Below are 18,595 nucleotides of genomic sequence, written 5' to 3' on the forward strand. Positions count from 1 at the left end.
TCCGCATGGAGGCGAGCATGACCGAGAACCAGAACCCCACCCCCGACGAGCCTCAGGACGACGCGATGGCGCAGGCCGAGCGCATCCTCAACGAGGCGGCGTCCGACATCGAGGCCGACGAGCAGGGCGCGGACACCGCGCTCGACCAGGCGGAGCTCAAGGCCGCCGAGCACCTCGCGGACCTGCAGCGGCTGCAGGCCGAGTACGTCAACTACCGCAAGCGCGTGGACCGCGACCGCGAGCTGATCGGCACCAACGCGACCGCGAAGGCCATCGAGGCGCTCATCCCGGCGCTCGACGACATCGCCGCCGCGCGCGAGCACGGCGACCTTGTCGACGGCCCGTTCGCGGCCATCGCCGCGAAGCTCGAGGCCGCGCTCGGTGGCCTCGGCTGGTCCGCCTACGGCGCCGCGGGCGACGTGTTCGACCCGCAGCTCCACGAGGCGCTGATGTCGCAGCCCAGCACCGAGGTGGCGGAGCCCACCGTCCAGCACGTCGCGCAGCCGGGTCACAAGGTGGGCGAGCGCGTGCTCCGCCCCGCCCGCGTGATCGTCGCGCAGCCCGAGTAGGGACGGAGGGGGACGCCATGGCCAGCCAGGACTGGTTCAACAAGGACTTCTATAAGGCGCTGGGCGTCTCCAAGGACGCCACCCAGGACGACATCAAGAAGGCGTACCGCCGCCTCGCCCGCGACCTGCACCCGGACCGCAATCCCGACGACTCATCGGCGGAGCAGCGGTTCAAGGACGTGGGCGAGGCGTACGCCGTCCTCTCGAACGAGGACGACCGCCGCCAGTACGACCAGATCCGCGCGATGGGCGGCGGCGCCCGCTTCCAGGCCGGCGGCCCCGGCGGCGGCTCGGGCAGCTTCGAGGACATGTTCGGCGGGATGTTCGGCGGCGGCGCCCCCGGCGGCGGCAACGTCCGCTTCCAGACCGGCGGTGGCGGCGGCTTCGAGGACATCCTCGGCGGCATCTTCGGTGGCGGCGGCTTCAACCGCGGCCCGCAGAAGGGCGGCGACCTCGCCGCCGCGGTCGAGGTGTCCTTCCGCCAGGCGGCCGAGGGCGCGACCGTGACGCTCGGCACCGACGGCGGACGCCTCTCCACCCGCCTCCCCGTGGGCGTGAAGGACGGCCAGCGGATCCGGGTGCCCGGCAAGGGCCGCCCGGGTACCAACGGCGGACCCAACGGCGACCTGCTCCTCACGGTGCACGTGCAGCCCCACCCGGTGTTCACCACCGACGGGCTCAACCTGCGCATGAAGCTGCCGGTGCGGTTCGACGAGGCCGCGCTCGGCGCGCAGGTCGAGGTCCCCACGCTCACCGGCGACACCGTCAAGGTGAAGGTGCCGCAGGGCACGCAGTCCGGCACCACGCTCCGCGTGAAGGGCCGCGGCCTCACCTCGAAGAAGGGCACCGGCGACCTGCTGGTCACCGTCGAGGTCGCCGTGCCGCACAAGCTGTCGCGCCACGCGAAGAAGGCGGTCGAGGCGCTCGCCGAGCAGCTGGGCGAGCAGGACCCGCGCGAGCACCTCTACAAGGACGCCGCACGGTAGGCCTCACACCAGGGAGAACGCACGCCCGCTAGCGTGGGCGCGAGGGAGGTGGACCATGGAGCAGCCAGATGTCGACGAGCCGGTGTTCCTCATCTCCGCTGCCGCGGAGCTCGCGGGCATGCACGCCCAGACGCTCCGGCAGTACGACCGCCTGGGCCTGGTGGTCCCCCGCCGTCGCCCCGGCGGCGGCCGCCGCTACTCGCTGCGCGACGTCGCGACGCTGCGCGAGATCCAGCGCATGAGCCAGGACGAGGGCATCAACCTCGCCGGCATCAAGCGGATCCTGCACCTGTCCCACGAGGTTCAGCGGCTCGAGCGCGAGGTCGAGCGCCTGCGCCCGCGCGCCGACACGGGGTCCCGCATCTTCACCACGGGCCCCACGGGCAACGTGGTGATCGTGGAGCGCGGGCGTCGCGTGCGGCGCGACGAGGGCCGCGCGGTGGTCGTGTGGACCGGGGTGCGCGAGTAGCGGACCCCGCTCGGGTCTCCTAGCCGGCGATGTCCATGCTGGCGCGCGCCAGCTCGTGGTCGATCACCACGGACACCTCGGAGGCGTCGAACGCCGCGATGTCGGCGGTCGCGTACGCCTGGCGCAGCAGCTCGACCGCGACGTGACCGTGGGTGAACGCCCACAGGCGCGTCGCCGAGTCGTGCCACGCCGTCGGGTCCGCGTCGGCCGAGTCGAGCGCGGAGGCCACGCGGGCACGATGTGCGTAGAAGGTCTCCCAGGTGCGCTCGCGGGTGCTCTCCGACGGCTCGTAGCCGGCGATCGCGGGAGCGAACATGGTCTGGAACTGCGCAGGAGAGGCGAAGGCCCACGCCTGGTAGGCCTCGGCGGTCGCCACCAGTCCGTCGCGGCCTCCGCCGCTGGCGTCCCACGCCGCCGCCAGCGACTGGTCGAGCGCGTCGAAGCCGGATTCGACCACGGCGTCGATGAGTCCCGACTTGCCGCTGAAGTGGGTGTACACGCCCATGGTGGAGCACCCGGCGGCCTTCGCGACGGCCCTCACCGTCAGCGCGCTCGCGCCCTGCTCCGCGATGATCGTGAGAGCGCTCCCAAGGAGTCGGGCGCGGAGGTCGGTGACAGGGGCTTCGAGCATGGGTTAAATGATAAGTGAACGGCGTACATTCGGTGACCCTCAAACCGAACCCGTTGCTCGGGTGAGCCGACTGCGGCCGGCCCCCGCGCATCGTCCCTCAGACGTCACGCGAAGGCCGGCCACGTGCGACGAGGGGCCGGCACCGCCCTCAGCTCGGTACCGGCCCCTCGTTCCCCCCTCAGCGGTGGAGTGAATCCACCAGCTCGACCGCGTACTCGTGGAGGTCCGGAAGGGACTCGATCCACACGCGCGGCGGCTGCCGCATGAGGTTGCCGACGCGCATCTGCACGGCGCGTCGGGAGATGTGGTCGCGGAGCTCGGCGACGCCGCGGCCCATGTCGGGACCGCGCTCGACGAGCACCGCGTACAGGCCATCGGCGAGGCGGGCCATCGGGTGGCCCTTGCCGTAGGCGTCGCGGAGCGACTGGCCGATGGCGGCGTTCCTGGCCATCCGCTGCCACGGGTCGGTGTCCGCCGCGGCGACGTCGACCAGCACCAGCGCGTGGGTGCCGCTCACGGTCATCCCGTCACGCTCGGCCGTGCCGTACACCTCGCCCAGGCGGGCGACCAGGTAGTCGTTGCTGCCGAGCCCCGACTCCGGGTCGTTCATGACGGGCTCGACGCGCGCGGCGGCGTCGCCCTCGGTCCAGCCCTCGCACAGCGCGCGGATGGAGCGGATGGGAGCGGCCTCGTAGCCGGCGGCGCGGAACAGCACCGCCATGTCGTCGATGGCCTCGGTGATGCCCACGCCGGCGAGCGCACGGGCGTGGCCCAGGCGGTACGCGGCGGGCGACGTGTCGAGCCGGCCCTCGAGGGCCTCGGCGAGCGCCTCCGCGGCGGGGGTGAACCAGTCGCCGGGACGGCGCCACACCGTCCCGATGCTCGCGGCCTCCCAACGGCGCAGCAGCGGCATGGCGGGAGCTGCACCCGGGACGTTCACCTCGCTTGTCATGCCCCATGAGAGGGGGCCATGACGGTGTGATGACGCGACTTCCGGAACTTTTTTTCTGAGAACCCGGATCTCGAAGTGTGACAAACCCCTCACGGTGCTTGTACGCCCCCACCGCACCAGGAAGAATGCCCCTACTGATCCGGCTACAGGAGTGAGCACGGAATGTCGCAGGAGGCGCTGTCGCTCTGGACGGAGACGTCCAGCGACCCAGAGCTGATCGCCGGCGTACGCGCGGGCGACCCGGCTGCCTTCGGCGTGCTCTACGAGCGTCACGCTGACGCCGCGCGCAAGGTCGCGTTCCAGTACACGAACACCGCGGCGGACGCGGAAGACGTGGTCTCCGAGGCGTTCTCGCGGATCCTCCGTGCGCTCCAGCAGGGCGACGGTCCGGACCTGGCCTTCCGCGCGTACCTGTTCACCATCGTGCGCCGCACGGGCCTCGACATCATCGAGAAGGCGAATCGCGCGCGCCCGCGCGACGACATGTCGCCGTTCGAGTCCGCGATCGGATACGAGGCGGGTTCGGACGAGCCCGCTCTCGAGTCGTTCGAGCAGTCCATGGTCGCGGACGCGTTCCGGTCGCTCCCCGAGCGCTGGCGCGCGGTGCTCTGGTACACGGAGATCGAGAAGAAGAGCCCCAAGGACATCGCGCCGCTGCTGGGTCTGTCCGCCAACGGCGTGGCCGCCCTCGCGTACCGCGCCCGTGAGGCCCTCCGCCAGGCCTACCTCCAGCAGCACCTCAACGTCGCCGACACCGTGAACTGCCTCGAGGCGAACGCGCAGCTCGGCTCGTACGTGCGCGGCGGGCTGAGCAAGCGCGAGCACACGCGCGTCGATGACCACGTGCGCAACTGCGACAAGTGCGCCGCGCTCGTGGCGGAGCTCGAGGACGTCAACCGTGGCCTGCGGGCCGTGGTCGCGCCGCTGTTCCTGGGCCTGCTCGGCGTCAAGGCGCTCGAGGGCGGTCTGCCCGTGGGCGGCGCGCTCGGCGAGGGCGCCGTCGCCGCCTCCTCCACCGCGAGCGCCGCGGGCACCGCGACCGCGGCCGGTGGCGCCTCGGTCACCAGCATCGGCGGAGGCGCCGCCGCGGGAGGCATCGCGGCGATCGCGAACGCCGTCGCGGCGATCGCTCTGCCCGCCGCCGCGACCATCGGCGTGGTGTCGCTCATCGCGACCGGCGCCAGCGTCTTCGGGATCATCGGCGAGTCCGACAGCGGAGACGCCGGCACGCAGGCTGCCGAGCTCACCCCCTCCGACACCGGGGACGATGCGGCGGCCGGCGGCGCGACCGCCTCACCGAGCCCGTCGGACGAGTCGGGCGAGGACGCCGGAGCGCCGGGCGAGGAGCCCGTCGACGAGACGAGCGAGATCCCTGCGGGTGACGCCTCCGAGGCCCCGGTCGACGATCTCGCAGGGCTGCCTGTGTACGCGCCGCCGGTGGTCGACGACGCTGGGACGGACGAGGGGGCGACCGGCACCGACGGTCAGGACCCGGACGGTTCCGCCGGTGGCGGTTCCAACGGTGGCGGCGGTTCCAACGGTGGCGGCGGTTCCAACGGTGGCGGCGGTTCCAACGGTGGTGGCGGTTCCAACGGCGGCGACGGTGGCGACGGTGGCGGCGGCGACGGTGGCGGTGACGGTGGCGGTGACGGTGGCGACGGTGGCGGTGACGGTGGCGGTGACGGTGGCGGCGACGGTGGCGGCGACGGTGGCGGCGACGGTGGCGGCGACGGTGGCGGCGACCCCACCCCGCGCACGGCTCTCTCGATCGCCGCTCCCCCGCTCAACTTCCTGACGATCTCCCGCAACGCTCCCGCGGTCTCCATGGACCTGAGCAACGGCGGCGAGGACGCGGCCGAGGACGTGACCGCGAGCATCGTGCTGCCCGAGGGCCTCACGTTCTCCGCCCCCGCGGGCGGCGGTGGCGGATCGACGCCGCTGAGCACCGACGCGTTGAACGCGTACCTCGAGTTCGCCTTCGCGTCCGCGGTGACCGTCGGCGACTGGACCTGCGAGGTCTCGAACGACCGCCGCGAGGTCGAGTGCACGCTCGACTCGCTCGGCGCCGGCTCCTCCACCGCGATCGACCTCGACCTCAGCGCGATCACCGCGGCGCAGGAGCTCGCGGACGACGCCGTGACCGTGTTCAGCGCCTCGTCGGGCGACGACTCGGTGACCTTCAGTGTCCGCACCGCGCTCGAGGCGGCGGATGACCCGGACCTCGACCCCGACTGGGAGGGCACGGGCCGGGTGGCCGCGACCGTGGTCGGCTCCCCGCTGCTCGGCTGCGACCTCGCGGTGCGCGAGTGCCAGCAGGTGATGTCCTTCACCGGCTCCGACGCGAACGACCGCTACGACAACGACACCCAGGTGATGCGCCCGCTGAACCTCGCGGGAGGGGCCACCAGCTCGGCGGAGACGGTGCTCGACACCGACCTCATGCCCGCGGGCTCGAACGTGCTGAGCGCGACCCTCACGTGGTCCGCGAACCGCAGCTTCCTCAACGGCTGGACCGGCGACCTCGCCGATGCCCGCCTCCGCGCACCGGGCGGCGACTACGTCGACATCACCGCGGACGAGGTCGAGACCAGCACGGACCTCGGCTACCTCTACTACCAGGCGAGCGCCGACATCACCGACCTGGTCGCTGCCGGCGGCAACGGCGGCTACGCGCTCGCCGACATCGCCCTGCCCGCCAACTACTGGTCGCTCTGGGGCAACTACTACGCGGGCTTCGCGATCACCATCGTCTACGAGAACGAGGACCTCCCCGAGTCCGAGGTCGTGGTCCTCGACGGCTCGCACTGGCTGTTCGACTCGCAGGTCGACATCCCGTTCCACACCGACGGCGGCGCTCGCGTGAGCCTCGGCCTGGTGGCCTTCGAGGGCGACCGCGGAAAGCACGACAACCGCATCTCGATCGACGGCGACACCCTCCTGCCGCAGGGCTGGAACGGCAAGAACATCGTGGGCGCCAACTCCGGTAACGCCGCGGACTCCACGGCGTTCGGCTCGGCGTTCGGCAACTCGCTGGGCACCGACGCGAAGCTCTTCAAGTCCAAGAAGGTGGGCGCGGGCGACCACACCGTGCAGCTCTACAGCGGGCGGGCGGACGCGATCCTGGTGAACTCGATCGTGCTCACCATCACGCCGGACAAGTAGGGGCGACCCGCGCTCACCGCGTGGGGTTCGGGCTCCAGTCCATGTCGAGCTGGTGCGCCGTACGGGCGGCGAGGTCCGGCGATGCGATCCGCGCCACCAGGTGCAGCGCCAGGTGCATGCCGGACGTGAGCCCGCCGCTCGTGAGGACCCGGCCGTTGTCCACCCACCGGACGCCCGCGATCACGGAACCCACCTCCCCGCAGGACGCCAGGTCGCCCAGGTCCTCAAAGTGGGTGGTGGCCGGCGCATCGTCCAGCAGGCCCGCCCGGGCCAGCAGGAAGGCGCCCGTGCAGACCGAGGCGACCATGCCCGCGCGCTTCGAGAGGCGCTCGACGGTCTCGATGAGCACCCCGTCCCCCACCGCACAGGCGACGTCGATGGTGCCGGGCACCAGCAGGATGTCGCATGCGTCGATGGCGTCGGAGTCCGCGAGCCGGGTCAGCGTCATCCCGCCGAACGCGGTGACGTCGCCGCCGCCGGGCGTCGCGAGCGTGACCTCGAACTCGGGCGCGCGGCCCTCCCGCTGCAGCAGCCGCGACGCCGTGAGGAGCACCTCGTAGGGGCCGCCGGCGTCGATCAGGTCGAAGCCGTCGTACAGCAGGATGAGCGCGCGCGTGGCCATACCCTCACGGTAGCGAGGACGATGCGGGGGTCGCCCGCGGCGGGGCCGTGATCAGACGATGACGGTCGCCTGGACACGCGGGCGCACCACGATCCAGAAGATCGCGTTCGCCGCGATGAGGCACGCGATCATGACGATCGCCATCGACATGACGGAGACGCCCATCGCGCCCACGATCGGAGACACCACGCCCGCGATGCCGAAGTTGAGCGCGCCGATGAGCGACGCCGCGGTGCCCGCCTCCGCGCCGTGGTTGGCGAGCGCGGTGATCTGGACCGTGGGCATGATGATGCCGACGGACGCGACGATGAAGAACAGCGGCACGAGCACGCCGATCAGGCCCAGGTCGAGCAGGTCGCCGCCGATGAGCAGCACCGCACCGGTGAGCATGATCGCGAGGCCGGCGGTCGCGACCGCGCGGGGAGCGAGGACGCGCATGAGGCGCGCGGAGGCCTGGTTCGCGATCACGAGGCCGATCGAGTTCACGCCGAACACCACGCCGTACTCCTGGGCGCTCAGGCCGAAGATGTCCTGGAGCACGAACGACGACGCGGACAGGTAGGCGAACAGCGCCGAGAAGGTGAGCGCGCCGACTAGGGCGATGCCGACGAACGAGGCGTCGCCGAGCAGGTGGGCGTAGCGGGCACGGGTCGCGCTGAGCGACGCGACGCCACGGCGCTCGACGGGCATGGTCTCCTTGATCACGCCGCCGACCACCAGCACCACCGCGGTGCCGTACAGCGCGAGCGCGACGAACAGGCCGCGCCAGTCGACGAAGTTGAGCAGCTGGGAGCCGATGACGGGCGCGATGACGGGCGCGAGGCCCGTCACAAGCGCCATGCGCGCGAGCATGCGGATGAGCGCCTGCCCGGCGAAGAGGTCGCGGACCATCGCCATGGCGACCACCGCGCCGCCGGCGGCGCCGATGCCCTGGAGCACGCGGCCGACCATCACCCACTCGACGGTGGGCGCGAACACCACCGCGACCGAGGCGAGGATGTGCAGCACCGTGGCGATGATGAGCGGGCGCTTGCGGCCGAGAGAGTCGGACAGCGGGCCCACGACCAGCTGGCCGAGGGCGAAGCCGATGGTGGTCGCGGTGAGCGTGAGCTGGATCGCGGCGTCGGACGCCTGGAGGTCGGCCGCCACCGTGGGGAACGCCGGCAGGTACATGTCGACGGTGAACGGGCCCAGGGCCACCAGCGCGCCGAGCACCACCACGTAGAGCAGCTTCTGGCGGCGCGACATCGCGAGCCCGGGGCTCGGGGCGATGACCGGCTTGGTGTCGACGGGGGCGCTCACGTGGTGACCTGCATTCTGTGAAGGCGCGCGGCTGCGCGCGGTGGGGGGTGTGTGGGGGTGGGTCACGACGAGACGCCCGGCGCTGAGCGATCGCTCAGCGCCGGGCGTCTCGTGTGTCTACAGCAATGGTAACCGCTGCTGGACAGGTGTCTATAGCGGTGTTGTGCGGTCTCCTACTGCTTCTTGGTCGCCTGCGCGTTGACCTCGTAGGAGGTGTTGGTGGCCTCGAAGAAGTTGACCAGCTGGAGGGTGTCGTTGGCCGTGGCCATCCACTTGGCGGGGTTCGACACGTTGTAGTGCGCGTCGAAGCCGAGCTCCTCGAGCCGACGGTCCGCCAGGTACTTGACGTACTGGTTCACGTAGTCGGCGTTGAGGCCCAGGATGCCCTTCGGCAGGAGGTCGCGGTTGTACTGCTCCTCCATCGCGACGGCGCCCAGGATCATCTGGCGGATCTCCTCGGCGAACTCCGGGTCCTGCAGGTCCTCGTTCTCCTCGAGCACGGTGAGGATGAGGTTGATGCCGAACTGCAGGTGCAGCGACTCGTCGCGGATGATCCAGTCCATGAGAGAGCCGAAGTTGCGCAGCAGGTTCCGCTGGCGGAAGCTCAGCGCCACCATGAAGCCGGAGTAGAACCAGATCCCCTCGAGGATGATGTTGTACGCCACGAGGTTGCGGATGAAGTCCTTCTTGCCCTCGGTGGTGGTGATGTCGAGGGTCTCCTCCGTCATGCGACGGATGAACTTCACCTCGAACTCCTCCTTGGCGGCCATGGACGGCACCGTCACGTGGGACTCGTAGGCCGCCTCGCGGTCGATCGGGAACGTCTCGAGGACGTACTCGAACGACATGCAGTGGTTGGCCTCCTCCCACATCTGCTTCGCGAGGTAGAGGTGGCCCTCCGGCGCGTTGATGTAGGGGTAGACGCCGAACGCGAGCGCCTTGTTCACCAGCAGCTCGTTCGGGTTGAAGTACGACATCAGGTAGGTGATGGCGTGCTTCTCCTCGTCGGTCATCTTCTTGAAGTCCGCGAGGTCCTCGCCCAGCTGGATCTCATTGGGGAACCACGTGTTGGCGACGGCCTGGTTGTACAGGTCGTAGGCCCAGGGGTAGGTGATCGGCTTGAGCAGGAGGCCGTCCTGCACGCCGCTTCCGAGAATGCCCATCGTTGAGAGATCTCCTCTTGCTACGCGCTTACTGGCAGGACTCGCACTGGAGGCGCTCCATCGGGTCCACCGGGCAAGCGACGCCGCCCACCATCTCGGTGTCCCCGTCGATGCTCTCCAGGACGTTGAGCAGCGGCGCGCCCGCGGGTGCGGCCGCGGCCGGCTCGAAGGCCGCCGACGTCGGGGCGTCCGCGGTCTCGGGAAGCGAGGCCGGCGGCACCTCGGGCTGACGCTGCGGTGCGGACGCGAACGCCGTGGCGGCGACCTGGGACAGCACCGACGCGGGCGCTGCGACCGCACCCGTCACGGGGGCGGCAGGGGCAGTCTCGACGGTCGCGATCGGCGTGGTGACCGCCGCCGGCTCGGACTTCTTCACCGCGCCGAAGCCGCGGGTCACGGGTCGCGCCTCCGCGGACTCCGCCGGTGCCGGCGGGGTGGCGGCGGGGATCGCGACGTGCGCGGCGACCGCAGCGGCCGGCGGCTCGACGGGAGAGGCCACCGGGGCATCGTCCCCCTGGACTGCCGGGGCCATGGCCTTGGCGGCGCCGAAGCCGCGACGTGCCGCGCCGAACCCCTTGCGGGCGGGGCCCGCGGATCCGCCGGCGGCGGGCCGTCCGGACGCGTTGCCGGTGCTGTTGATCTTCTCGGTCTTGTTGACGCGCACGGTCGACTGCTCGGCGGTGTGGCGCGGCTTCATGTGGAGGTAGTAGGTGGTCTTGACGCCGCGCTTCCACGCCGCGGCGTAGAGCTCCATCATGTTGTCGACGTCGCGGTCCTCGAGGTAGATGTTCCGGCTGATGGCCTGGTCGATCCACTTCTGGGCGCGCGCGGCGACCTCGATGAAGGCGTACGGCGAGAGCTGGAAGGACGTCTTGTAGACGTCCTTGAGGTGCTGGGGGACCTCGTCGATCTGGGACAGGTCGCCCTGCACCTCGAGCAGGCGGTCGCGGACGGCCTCCCACAGTCCGAGCTCCTGGAGGTCCTTCACCAGGTTGCGGTTGACCTCGAGGAACTTGCCCGAGCTGGTGGCGCGGGAGAAGATCTGCGAGAACTGCGGGTCGAAGCCCGGGGTGACGCCGGCGACGAGGCCGATCGACGCGGTGGGCGCGACCGCCATGAGGGTGGCGTTGCGGATGCCGCCGCGCACCTTCTCGCGCAGCGTGTCCCAGTCCTGGCGCGTGGTGCGGTCGACCTCGATCGGGACGCCGCGGTCCGCCTCGGTCTCGGCGATGGTGTCGAACGGCACCTTGCCCTGCGACCAACCGGAGCCGGCGAAGTTGCTGTAGGAGCCGCGCTCGCGTGCGAGGTCGGCGGACGCGTCGATCGCGTGGAAGGACACGAACTCGACGATCTCGTCGATGAGCTCGTACGCCTCCTCCGACTCGTACGCCAGGCCCAGGCGCTCGGTGATGTCGGTGAAGCCCATGACGCCGAGGCCGATGGCGCGGTTCTCGCGGTTCGCGAACTCCGACTCGGGCACCGAGGACAGCGTGATGTCGACGAGGTTGTCGAGCTGGCGGACCGCGAGGCGCACCGAGTCCTTCATGCGGTCCCAGTCGATCCGGCCGTCGACGAGGTGCTGGGGCAGGTTGACCGAGGCGAGGTTGCAGACGGCGATGTTCTCGCGGTCCTGCGGCAGGCAGATCTCGGTGCAGAGGTTCGACAGGTGGATGGTGCCCGTGTTGGTGTTGAGGGCGCGGTTGTTGATGGTGTCCTTCCACGTGAGCCACGGGTGGGACGTGGTCTGCAGCATGATGAGGATCGACTTGTACTGCTCGCGCGCCTTCATCCTCTTGAAGCTGCGCATGCGGCCCGCCTCCGCGAGCGCGACGTACTCGGCGTAGCGCGCCGAGAACGCGGAGCCGGTGAGCTCGACCAGGTCTGGCGTCTCGGCGGGGTCGAACAGGTACCAGTCGGCGTCCGCCTCGACGCGCTTCATGAACTCGTCGGAGATCCACACGGCCGTGTTCGCGGTGCGGGTGCGGCGGTACGGGTCGCCCGAGTTCTGGCGCAGGTCGAGGAACTGGTGGAAGTCGAGGTGCCAGTTCTCCATGTAGAAGCACAAGGCGCCGAACTTCTTGCCGCCGCGGCTGACCGCGCGCAGCGTCGAGTCGATGGTGTGCATGAACGGGATCGGGCCCGTCGACGTGGTGTTGTTCGAGCGGATGGGCGAGCCCTCGGAGCGCAGCTTGGTGACGGACAGGCCGATGCCGCCGGTGCCCTTGGTCAGCCACATGACGTCGCGCACCGACTTGGCGATGTGCTCGATGTCGTCCTCCATCTGCATCACGAAGCAGTTGGAGAGCTGCGGGTAGGAGGTGCCGGCGTTCACCAGCGTGGAGCCGGCCGGAAGGTAGTCGAGGCGCGAGATCTTCTCGTAGAACTCGAGCGCCTTCTCGGTGGGGTTCGCCTCGTTGAGCGCGAGGCCCATGGACACGCGCATCCAGAAGTACTGAGGCACCTCGAGCGCCTTGCCGTGGCGGTCCGTGATCATGTAGCGGTTCCGCATGGTGACGGTGCCGATGTACTTCATGAGGTCGTCACGCGTGTGGTCGAGCGCGGCCGCGAGGGCGTCGAGGTCGAACAGCTCGGTGAGGCGCGTGTCGAGCAGTCCGTCCTCGACGGCGTCGCGGATGTAGCCGGGGAAGCGCGCCTGGTGGAGCAGCGCGAGCTCGAGCTCGGTGTCGTAGCCGCCGAGCACGCGCTTGTAGATCACCTTGCGCAGCAGCCGCGAGGCGACGATGTCGAACTGAGGGTCGTCCTTGACGTTCTGGACGGCGACGCCGATCGCGGCCTCGTCGAGCTGCTCGGTGGTGATGCCGTCGAACAGCGTGATCGCGAGCTCGGTCGCGATCTGGGTGGTCATCGAGATCTGGTCGGGCAGGCCTTCCGCGGCGCGCTCGATGGCCTTGTTGATGCGGTCCGCGTTGTACGGCTCGCGCGTGCCGTCGCGCTTGGTGACCTGGATGCCGGTAGCGACGACGGGGACGGCGCCGGTGCCGCCCGTCAGGGCCCCCGTGGTGTTCTCGGTGATCGTCACGATGCTCCCCTCGATGGTCTCCGGACGGGCCTCGTGGGGGACCCCGCCGGATGGTCGAACGTGGCGCTCGGGTGGCGGCGGATTCCGGGAAGATCCACCCGCGTCGTCGCTCGAGGCGCCCCTCGAACATAACGCCGAATTACACCCGTGTGCAACAAGATATTGGGGCGTCTTATTGCGTTGTCCGCTACATCTTGTGGTTCTGTGGAGAACCTTGTGTAAAGCCTGTGGACTCACCGGCGTGTCGTGTGGACGAGCGGCCGCAGCCTGTTGAACACTGTGGGACCGCCGGTTCGGGACCACTTCTCGAGCATCTCACCGGGGTCTGACAACGCGGCCGCCCGGGCCGTCAGCCCAGCGGCTCGCGGGAGAGCGCCGACGCGAACCCGAGCCACGTGTGGCGGTTGCCCGCCCAGCACCAGCCCACCTTGGGCGCGTGCCGGTTGGCGACTCCGTCCCGCCCCGTGCCGTTGCCGATCCACAAGGCAGGCGTGCGCGAGTCCAGCCCGCCACGCGCCTTCGCCTTGCGCGAGCCGATGGTCATGAAGCACCGGTTGCGCTCGAGCGCGGCCGGCTGCTGCAGGACCCAGTGGATCCCCTCGGTGAGCGTGAGCGGAGTGCGGCCCGCGGCGAGAATGTCGGGCAGCGCCTCGTCGGGCGACCAGTTCGCCATGCGGTCGCCGCGCTCGATCCCACGCACCACGTACGCGTTCGCCTCGGGGACCTCGAGGCCGTCGATGGGCGCGAACTCGTCGACGTCCGTCATGTCGGCCACCACGAAGCCGAAGCGGTCACCGAGACGCAGGTGCGGGGCGAGCGCCGACGGGGGGAGCGCGACGGGCGACAGCACCAGCAGGCCCTCTCACGCATCGTCCCGCGCGATGGAGCGCAGCAGGTCGGGCGAGATCCCCGCCTGAGCCGCGAGGCCCCGGTCGATGAGGATCTCGGCCTGGCGCGTCAGCGCCGGCAGGGACGGGCCGAAGGCGAGCGACGATGCTGTCATGGGGCGACTCCTGACGTGGAGGTACGGCGGGCAGGGTCCGAACGCCTCGCCGCGCGTCAAGGTTCCCCGCCCGATCGCGGGCCGCCCTACAGGTCGACGATCCCGTAGAGCCGGTCGCCCGCGTCGCCCAGGCCCGGCACGATGTACCCGTTCTCGTTGAGCCGCTCGTCGACCTGCGCGACCACCACGGACACGTCGGCGCGGTCGCCCACCTTGTCCTGGACGTGCTGGATGCCCTCGGGCGCGGCCAGGAGGCACACGCAGGTGACGTCGGTCGCGCCGCGCTCGAGCACGTACTCGATCGCGGCCACCAGCGAGCCGCCGGTCGCGAGCATCGGGTCGATGAGGAACACCTGACGGCCCGTGAGGTCGTCGGGCAGGCGGTTCGCGTACGTGATCGCCTCGAGGGTCTCCTCGTCGCGCTTGAGGCCCAGGAAGCCCACCTCGGCACTCGGCAGCAGGCGGGTCATGCCGTCGAGCATGCCCAGGCCGGCGCGCAGGATCGGCACGATGATCGGCGCCGGGTCCGCGATCTTGGTGCCCGTCGCCTTGACCAGCGGCGTCTCGACCTCGCACTCGACCACGCGCACCTCGCGCGTCGCCTCGTACGCGAGCAGCGTCACGAGCTCGTCCACCAGCAGGCGGAACGTGGGCGACGGGGTGCGCTTGTCGCGCAGCACGGTGACCTTGTGACGGATGAGCGGGTGGTCCGCGACGTGCAGATGCATGCTCCGAGCGTATCGCCTTCGCAGGCCTCGGGCCTGGGACGATGCGCCGGTAGCCTGGCCTGGTGACAGGCCGGTGGGACGATGCGATGGGACGGGCGATCGTGCAGGCCCGCCTGGCGGGCGGGGCCGGCGACGTGCCGGTCGGCGCGGTGGTGCTGTCCCCCGCCGGCGACATCCTGGGCGAGGGCCGGAACCTGCGCGAGGTCGACGGCGATCCCAGCGCCCACGCCGAGATCGTCGCGATCCGGGCCGCCGCATCGTCCCTCGGGACCTGGCGCCTCGACGGCTGCACCCTGGTGGTGACCCTCGAGCCGTGCCTCATGTGCGCCGGGGCCATCCTGCAGGCGCGGATCACGCGGCTGGTGCTGGGTGCATGGGACGCGAAGGCGGGCGCGACGGGGTCGCAATGGGACGTGGTGCGCGACGCGCGGATCGGCTCGAAGGTGGAGGTGGTGTCTGGCGTGCGCGGCCGTGAATGCGCGGCGGTGCTCACCGATTTCTTCGAGGCCCGGCGCTAGATGACCGAGGAACCTCGCCGGCGCGACGTGTGGCGCCACGGTATGAAGCGCGCGGTGGTGAGCCTCGGCACCATCGTCCCCGCGAAGGAGCCTCGCTGGCCCATCGCCCTGCAGGCCGCGATCGTGATGACCGTGCCGATCGTGATCGGCATCGCCGCGGGCCGGATGGACCTGGGGCTGATCGCGGCGACCGGCGCGTTCACAGTGCCCTACTTCGCGGCCCTGCCGCGGCTCGAGCGGCTGCGGCTGCGCCCGATCGCGGGCCTGGTGCTGGTGCTGACGAGCCTGCTCGGCGCGGCGCTCGCGCCGTACCCGTGGCTCTCGGCGCTCGGGCTCGTGGCCGTCACGGTCGCGATCGGCATCGCGGTGCACGGCTACCGCCTGGGCCCTCCGGGGCCGCTGTTCCCCATCCTGGTCTACGGCATGTCGGGTCACGCCGTGAACGGCGGGCTGCCACCCACGACACTGGTGCTCACGGTCGCGGCGGGCTGCGCGTGGGCCGTGGTGGCGAGCATCGCGCCGCTGATCAGGCGCGTCCACTGGCAGGTGAGGCCGAGGCCGCTGTCGGTGCTGCTCGCCCGCCCGGACTGGGATCGCGGGGCGCGCGAGCTGGTGTGGCGCACCGCCATCGTCGCGGTGCTCGGCACGGCGCTCAGCCTGCTCTACGTCGACCCCGACCGCGCGTACTGGACCGTCGCGGCGGGCGTCGTGGTGATCGGGGTGGTGCCCGGGCGCGGTCCCGCGCTCACCCGGGGTCTGCACCGGGCCGTGGGCACGGTCGCGGGCGTGGGCGTCTACCTCGCGATCGCCTACTCCGGCATGCCGCCGCTCGCGCTGGCTCTCACGCTGGGCACGCTTCAGTTCATCACCGAGCTCGCGATCTCCCGCCACTACGCGATCGCGGTCACCGCGGTCACCCCGATGGCCCTCGTGATCGTCACCGCGAGCGCCGGGGAGCTGGGCGACCTGGCCGTGACCGGCGAGAGGATCCTCGACACGCTCCTGGGCGCCGGCCTCGCGGTAGCGACGGCCCTGCTACACGCGCCGGCACCGCCCGATGCGGCCGGCCGGCATGCCCCTCCCCACAGGGCCGATTAGGTTTTTCGGTTCACCTACCGGTAATCTCTTCCGCGGTGACGTGTCCGAGCGGCCGAAGGTGCAGCACTCGAAATGCTGTGTACGGTAACCCCGTACCGTGGGTTCAAATCCCACCGTCACCGCCACACAAGAGCGCCTGTTCCTCCTGGTAGATCCAGGGGAACAGGCCCTTTTTGCTGTGCTCGCGGCACGCCCAGGCCACACCGCCGCGAACCGCCCAATTCGCGCTACAATTCGGTACATGACGGTTCTCTCGGTTGCTGACGCGCGCGCGGGATTGAGCAAGCACATCGACTCGGCTGCGACCACTCACGAGCGCTTCGAGATCACCCGCAACGGGTCACGCGTCGCGGTGCTGCTGAGCGCGGAGGACTACGACTCGCTGATCGAGACGGTGGACGTCCTCAGCAGCCCCGATGAGGTGGCGGCGCTGCGCACGGCGCTCGCCGAACTCGAGGCCGGCGACGTCTCGTCGGCCGACGAGGTGCGCGCGGCGATGGTCGCGCGCGGCCGGCTCGCGGAGTGAGCGGCGCTTACCAGGTCGTCTTCACCGGCACGGCTCGACGAGCCCTTGAGACGGGCCTTCCCGAAGCGGTCGCGGCGGCGGCATTCGAGTTCATCGTCGGGCCGCTCGCCAGCAACCCCCGGCGTGTCGGCAAGCCGCTTCGGGAGCCGCTCGCACCGTTGTACTCGGCCCGCCGAGGCGACTACCGCGTCCTCTACCGGATCGATGACGGCCGCATCATCATCGAGATCGTCACCATCGAGCACCGCCGCGACGTCTACCGACGCCGCTGACCACGAACCCCATCGCGGGCGGCACCGCCGCGGGTAGTCTCCGAGGTATCGGCGATGCGGAGGGAAGCAGGCATGACGGACACCGGCCCGAGGGGCCCGCTGCGCTCGCGGTTCAACACCTCGATCGAGCTCACCGCCACGGCGCTGGGCGCCCTGGCGTTCGGGGCGGTGGCCCTCCTCGCGCTCGCCGTGTTCGGCTTCGACGACGCTCCGATCTCCGGCCCCGGCTCGGTGGGGCAGTTCGCGGCGCTCGCCTGCGCCGTCGCCGGCGCCCTCGCCTTCGCGGCCGGCCGCTACGTCCTCCACCTGCGGGCGCAGCCGCGCATCCGCGGGACGCTCGACGTGCTGGACGTGATCGCGCTCGCTTTGGCGCACGGCATCATCGCGATGCTCAGCTGGACGCTCGTGGCGGTGATCCTCTCGGACGCGTTCGTGGGCGCAACGGTGTTCCCGCTGCCGGTCCTCGCACTCAGCGGCGCCGCCGCCGCGGTGACCGTCTACGTCTCCTTCCTCTCGGCCGCACAGATGAGCCCGCAGCTGCTCGCGGTCATCCTCGCCGTCTTCCTGGTCGAGGGGATCCTGGCGAGCGCGCTCACCGCGAACGATCCCGCCTGGTGGGAGCAGAACCTCAGCACGCTCGGGATCTCCTCCGACATCTCCTCGCTCGCGTTCAACCTCACGCTGATCATCGCCGGCTTCCTGGTGACCGTGCTCGCCCGCGCCGCGACCCGCAGCATCCCCACCGCCACCGAGCACGGCCGCCGCCGGGTCCTGCTGTCGCTCGTGATCGTAGGGGTGTTCCTCGCCTGCGTCGGGATCTTCCACGTCGACGACATGTTCTGGATCCACACGGGCGTCGCCAGCGGCATGGCGGTCGCGTTCGGCGTCCTGGTGTTCAAGCTGCGCACCTGGGTGCCGGGGATCTCGCGCGCCTTCCTCCCCGTCGGCTGGGCCTTCGTCGCCGTGATCGCGGTGCTCGCCGTCTTCTTCGCGGTGGGCTTCTACACGCTCACGGCCGTCGAACTGGTCGCCGGCGTCCTGGTGTTCACGTGGATCATCCTGTTCCAGCGCAACGTGGGCGCCCTCGACGCGGACACGGCACAGGCGGGCGCGCACGCCGGCGTCCCGACCGCAACCCCCGCCCAGCCCTCGCAGGCTGGGAACCCCACCCCCGCATCGTCCCCAGGAGGCAACGTGGCCGGCCACCGGATCTTCGCGTTCCCGTTCGCGCGCATCTACCCCGAGTACGTGAACAAGGTGGAGCGCAAGGGCCACACCGTCGAGGAGCTCCACACCGTCCTCACCTGGCTGACGGGCTACACGGACGAGGGCCTCGCGGCGGCGATCGCGGACGAGCGCACGCTCGAGGAGTTCTTCGCGCAGGCGCCCGCGATGAACGCGCACACGGACCTCATCACGGGCGTGATCTGCGGCATCCGCGTCGAGGAGATCGAGGACCCGCTCATGCAGCAGATCCGCTGGATGGACAAGCTGGTCGACGAGGTCGCGCGCGGCAAGCGGATGACGTCCATCCTGCGCGCACCCGTCGGGTAG

At 70.8% G+C, this 18,595-nt stretch carries 18 protein-coding genes, 1 tRNA gene and 1 pseudogene; 11 read left to right on the top strand and 9 right to left on the bottom strand.

From position 1 onward, the window contains the following. Nucleotides 1–17 precede the first annotated feature (17 nt). Genes grpE through AOM05_RS01670 form a run of 3 tightly spaced genes read left to right on the top strand, consistent with a single transcriptional unit; the run spans nucleotide 18 to nucleotide 2,024 of the window. The gene (gene grpE / locus AOM05_RS01660) at nucleotides 18–569 is read left to right on the top strand and encodes a nucleotide exchange factor GrpE (protein ID WP_228373172.1); all 552 of its coding nucleotides are present in this window, start codon (nucleotides 18–20) and stop codon (nucleotides 567–569) included. 17 nt (nucleotides 570–586) lie between these two features. Then, nucleotides 587–1,555, top strand: a complete 969-nt coding sequence (locus tag AOM05_RS01665; protein WP_062518886.1) for a DnaJ C-terminal domain-containing protein — start codon at nucleotides 587–589, stop codon at nucleotides 1,553–1,555. A gap of 55 nt (nucleotides 1,556–1,610) precedes the next feature. After that, nucleotides 1,611–2,024 (top strand): heat shock protein transcriptional repressor HspR, encoded by a 414-nt coding sequence (locus AOM05_RS01670; RefSeq protein ID WP_062518888.1) that lies wholly within the window; start codon nucleotides 1,611–1,613, stop codon nucleotides 2,022–2,024. Between the two features lie 19 nt (nucleotides 2,025–2,043). Here the strand turns inward: AOM05_RS01670 and AOM05_RS01675 are convergent, their stop codons facing one another. Together AOM05_RS01675 and AOM05_RS01680 are read right to left on the bottom strand one after the other, a co-directional pair. Next, on the bottom strand, nucleotides 2,044–2,655 hold the full coding sequence (locus AOM05_RS01675; RefSeq protein ID WP_062518890.1) for a TetR/AcrR family transcriptional regulator: 612 nt from the start codon (nucleotides 2,653–2,655) through the stop codon (nucleotides 2,044–2,046). Between the two features lie 178 nt (nucleotides 2,656–2,833). Next, nucleotides 2,834–3,607: a hypothetical protein gene (locus AOM05_RS01680; RefSeq protein ID WP_156164987.1), complete on the bottom strand. Its 774-nt coding sequence runs from the start codon at nucleotides 3,605–3,607 to the stop codon at nucleotides 2,834–2,836. A 162-nt stretch (nucleotides 3,608–3,769) separates the two neighbouring features. Here AOM05_RS01680 and AOM05_RS01685 point away from each other — a divergent pair, with 162 nt between their 5' ends. Continuing rightward, nucleotides 3,770–6,769, top strand: a complete 3,000-nt coding sequence (locus AOM05_RS01685) for a sigma-70 family RNA polymerase sigma factor (protein WP_062518893.1) — start codon at nucleotides 3,770–3,772, stop codon at nucleotides 6,767–6,769. 13 nt (nucleotides 6,770–6,782) lie between these two features. Here AOM05_RS01685 and AOM05_RS01690 read toward each other — a convergent pair whose 3' ends face one another. The 7 genes from AOM05_RS01690 to upp all read right to left on the bottom strand — a co-directional run bounded on the left by AOM05_RS01690 (nucleotide 6,783) and on the right by upp (nucleotide 14,627). After that, a complete protein-coding gene (locus AOM05_RS01690; protein WP_062518895.1) occupies nucleotides 6,783–7,391 on the bottom strand; it encodes a DJ-1/PfpI family protein in 609 nt (202 codons plus the stop codon). 51 nt (nucleotides 7,392–7,442) lie between these two features. Beyond that, complete coding sequence (locus tag AOM05_RS01695; protein ID WP_369401107.1) at nucleotides 7,443–8,693, bottom strand: multidrug effflux MFS transporter; 1,251 nt, start codon at nucleotides 8,691–8,693, stop codon at nucleotides 7,443–7,445. 173 nt (nucleotides 8,694–8,866) lie between these two features. Next, nucleotides 8,867–9,856, bottom strand: a complete 990-nt coding sequence (locus tag AOM05_RS01700) for a ribonucleotide-diphosphate reductase subunit beta (protein ID WP_062518896.1) — start codon at nucleotides 9,854–9,856, stop codon at nucleotides 8,867–8,869. Between the two features lie 28 nt (nucleotides 9,857–9,884). Continuing rightward, on the bottom strand, nucleotides 9,885–12,896 hold the full coding sequence (locus tag AOM05_RS01705; protein ID WP_228373173.1) for a ribonucleoside-diphosphate reductase subunit alpha: 3,012 nt from the start codon (nucleotides 12,894–12,896) through the stop codon (nucleotides 9,885–9,887). Nucleotides 12,897–13,245: 349 nt separating this feature from the next. Further along, nucleotides 13,246–13,746 carry a DUF5701 family protein gene (locus tag AOM05_RS01710; protein WP_228373174.1) on the bottom strand — a complete coding sequence of 167 codons (501 nt, stop codon included), beginning with the start codon at nucleotides 13,744–13,746 and terminating at the stop codon, nucleotides 13,246–13,248. Between the two features lie 12 nt (nucleotides 13,747–13,758). Further along, nucleotides 13,759–13,899, bottom strand: a complete 141-nt coding sequence (locus tag AOM05_RS14515) for a hypothetical protein (protein WP_228373175.1) — start codon at nucleotides 13,897–13,899, stop codon at nucleotides 13,759–13,761. A gap of 86 nt (nucleotides 13,900–13,985) precedes the next feature. After that, a complete protein-coding gene (gene upp / locus AOM05_RS01715) occupies nucleotides 13,986–14,627 on the bottom strand; it encodes a uracil phosphoribosyltransferase (RefSeq protein WP_062518898.1) in 642 nt (213 codons plus the stop codon). A 62-nt stretch (nucleotides 14,628–14,689) separates the two neighbouring features. Here upp and AOM05_RS01720 point away from each other — a divergent pair, with 62 nt between their 5' ends. The 7 genes and pseudogenes from AOM05_RS01720 (at nucleotide 14,690) to AOM05_RS14525 (ending at nucleotide 18,595) form a co-directional block, all read left to right on the top strand. Beyond that, entirely contained in the window at nucleotides 14,690–15,145 is a 456-nt protein-coding gene (locus tag AOM05_RS01720) for a nucleoside deaminase (protein WP_369401108.1), read from the top strand. Next, a complete protein-coding gene (locus tag AOM05_RS01725; protein ID WP_156164988.1) occupies nucleotides 15,146–16,243 on the top strand; it encodes an FUSC family protein in 1,098 nt (365 codons plus the stop codon). Between the two features lie 34 nt (nucleotides 16,244–16,277). After that, a tRNA-Ser gene (locus AOM05_RS01730) sits at nucleotides 16,278–16,368 on the top strand. A gap of 116 nt (nucleotides 16,369–16,484) precedes the next feature. Beyond that, on the top strand, nucleotides 16,485–16,769 hold the full coding sequence (locus AOM05_RS01735; protein WP_062518905.1) for a type II toxin-antitoxin system Phd/YefM family antitoxin: 285 nt from the start codon (nucleotides 16,485–16,487) through the stop codon (nucleotides 16,767–16,769). After that, nucleotides 16,766–17,041, top strand: coding sequence for a type II toxin-antitoxin system RelE family toxin (locus AOM05_RS01740; RefSeq protein ID WP_062518908.1), 276 nt, complete (start codon nucleotides 16,766–16,768; stop codon nucleotides 17,039–17,041). The genes AOM05_RS01735 and AOM05_RS01740 overlap by 4 nt, the downstream gene beginning before the upstream one ends. Nucleotides 17,042–17,566: 525 nt before the next feature. Beyond that, nucleotides 17,567–18,094, top strand: a pseudogene (locus AOM05_RS14520) (DUF998 domain-containing protein); the annotation flags it as partial. A 141-nt stretch (nucleotides 18,095–18,235) separates the two neighbouring features. Next, nucleotides 18,236–18,595 (top strand): DUF2200 domain-containing protein, encoded by a 360-nt coding sequence (locus AOM05_RS14525; protein WP_062519609.1) that lies wholly within the window; start codon nucleotides 18,236–18,238, stop codon nucleotides 18,593–18,595.

The organism is Demequina silvatica (assembly GCF_000971215.1).
Taxonomy (GTDB): domain Bacteria; phylum Actinomycetota; class Actinomycetes; order Actinomycetales; family Demequinaceae; genus Demequina; species Demequina silvatica.

Coding starts and splice junctions, on each gene's coding strand:
- grpE (WP_228373172.1), top strand. CDS start 18: ATGACCGAGAACCAGAACCCCACCCCCGACGAGCCTCAGGACGACGCG.
- AOM05_RS01665 (WP_062518886.1), top strand. CDS start 587: ATGGCCAGCCAGGACTGGTTCAACAAGGACTTCTATAAGGCGCTGGGC.
- AOM05_RS01670 (WP_062518888.1), top strand. CDS start 1,611: ATGGAGCAGCCAGATGTCGACGAGCCGGTGTTCCTCATCTCCGCTGCC.
- AOM05_RS01675 (WP_062518890.1), bottom strand. CDS start 2,655: ATGCTCGAAGCCCCTGTCACCGACCTCCGCGCCCGACTCCTTGGGAGC.
- AOM05_RS01680 (WP_156164987.1), bottom strand. CDS start 3,607: ATGACAAGCGAGGTGAACGTCCCGGGTGCAGCTCCCGCCATGCCGCTG.
- AOM05_RS01685 (WP_062518893.1), top strand. CDS start 3,770: ATGTCGCAGGAGGCGCTGTCGCTCTGGACGGAGACGTCCAGCGACCCA.
- AOM05_RS01690 (WP_062518895.1), bottom strand. CDS start 7,391: ATGGCCACGCGCGCGCTCATCCTGCTGTACGACGGCTTCGACCTGATC.
- AOM05_RS01700 (WP_062518896.1), bottom strand. CDS start 9,856: ATGGGCATTCTCGGAAGCGGCGTGCAGGACGGCCTCCTGCTCAAGCCG.
- AOM05_RS14515 (WP_228373175.1), bottom strand. CDS start 13,899: ATGACAGCATCGTCGCTCGCCTTCGGCCCGTCCCTGCCGGCGCTGACG.
- upp (WP_062518898.1), bottom strand. CDS start 14,627: ATGCATCTGCACGTCGCGGACCACCCGCTCATCCGTCACAAGGTCACC.
- AOM05_RS01725 (WP_156164988.1), top strand. CDS start 15,146: ATGACCGAGGAACCTCGCCGGCGCGACGTGTGGCGCCACGGTATGAAG.
- AOM05_RS01735 (WP_062518905.1), top strand. CDS start 16,485: ATGACGGTTCTCTCGGTTGCTGACGCGCGCGCGGGATTGAGCAAGCAC.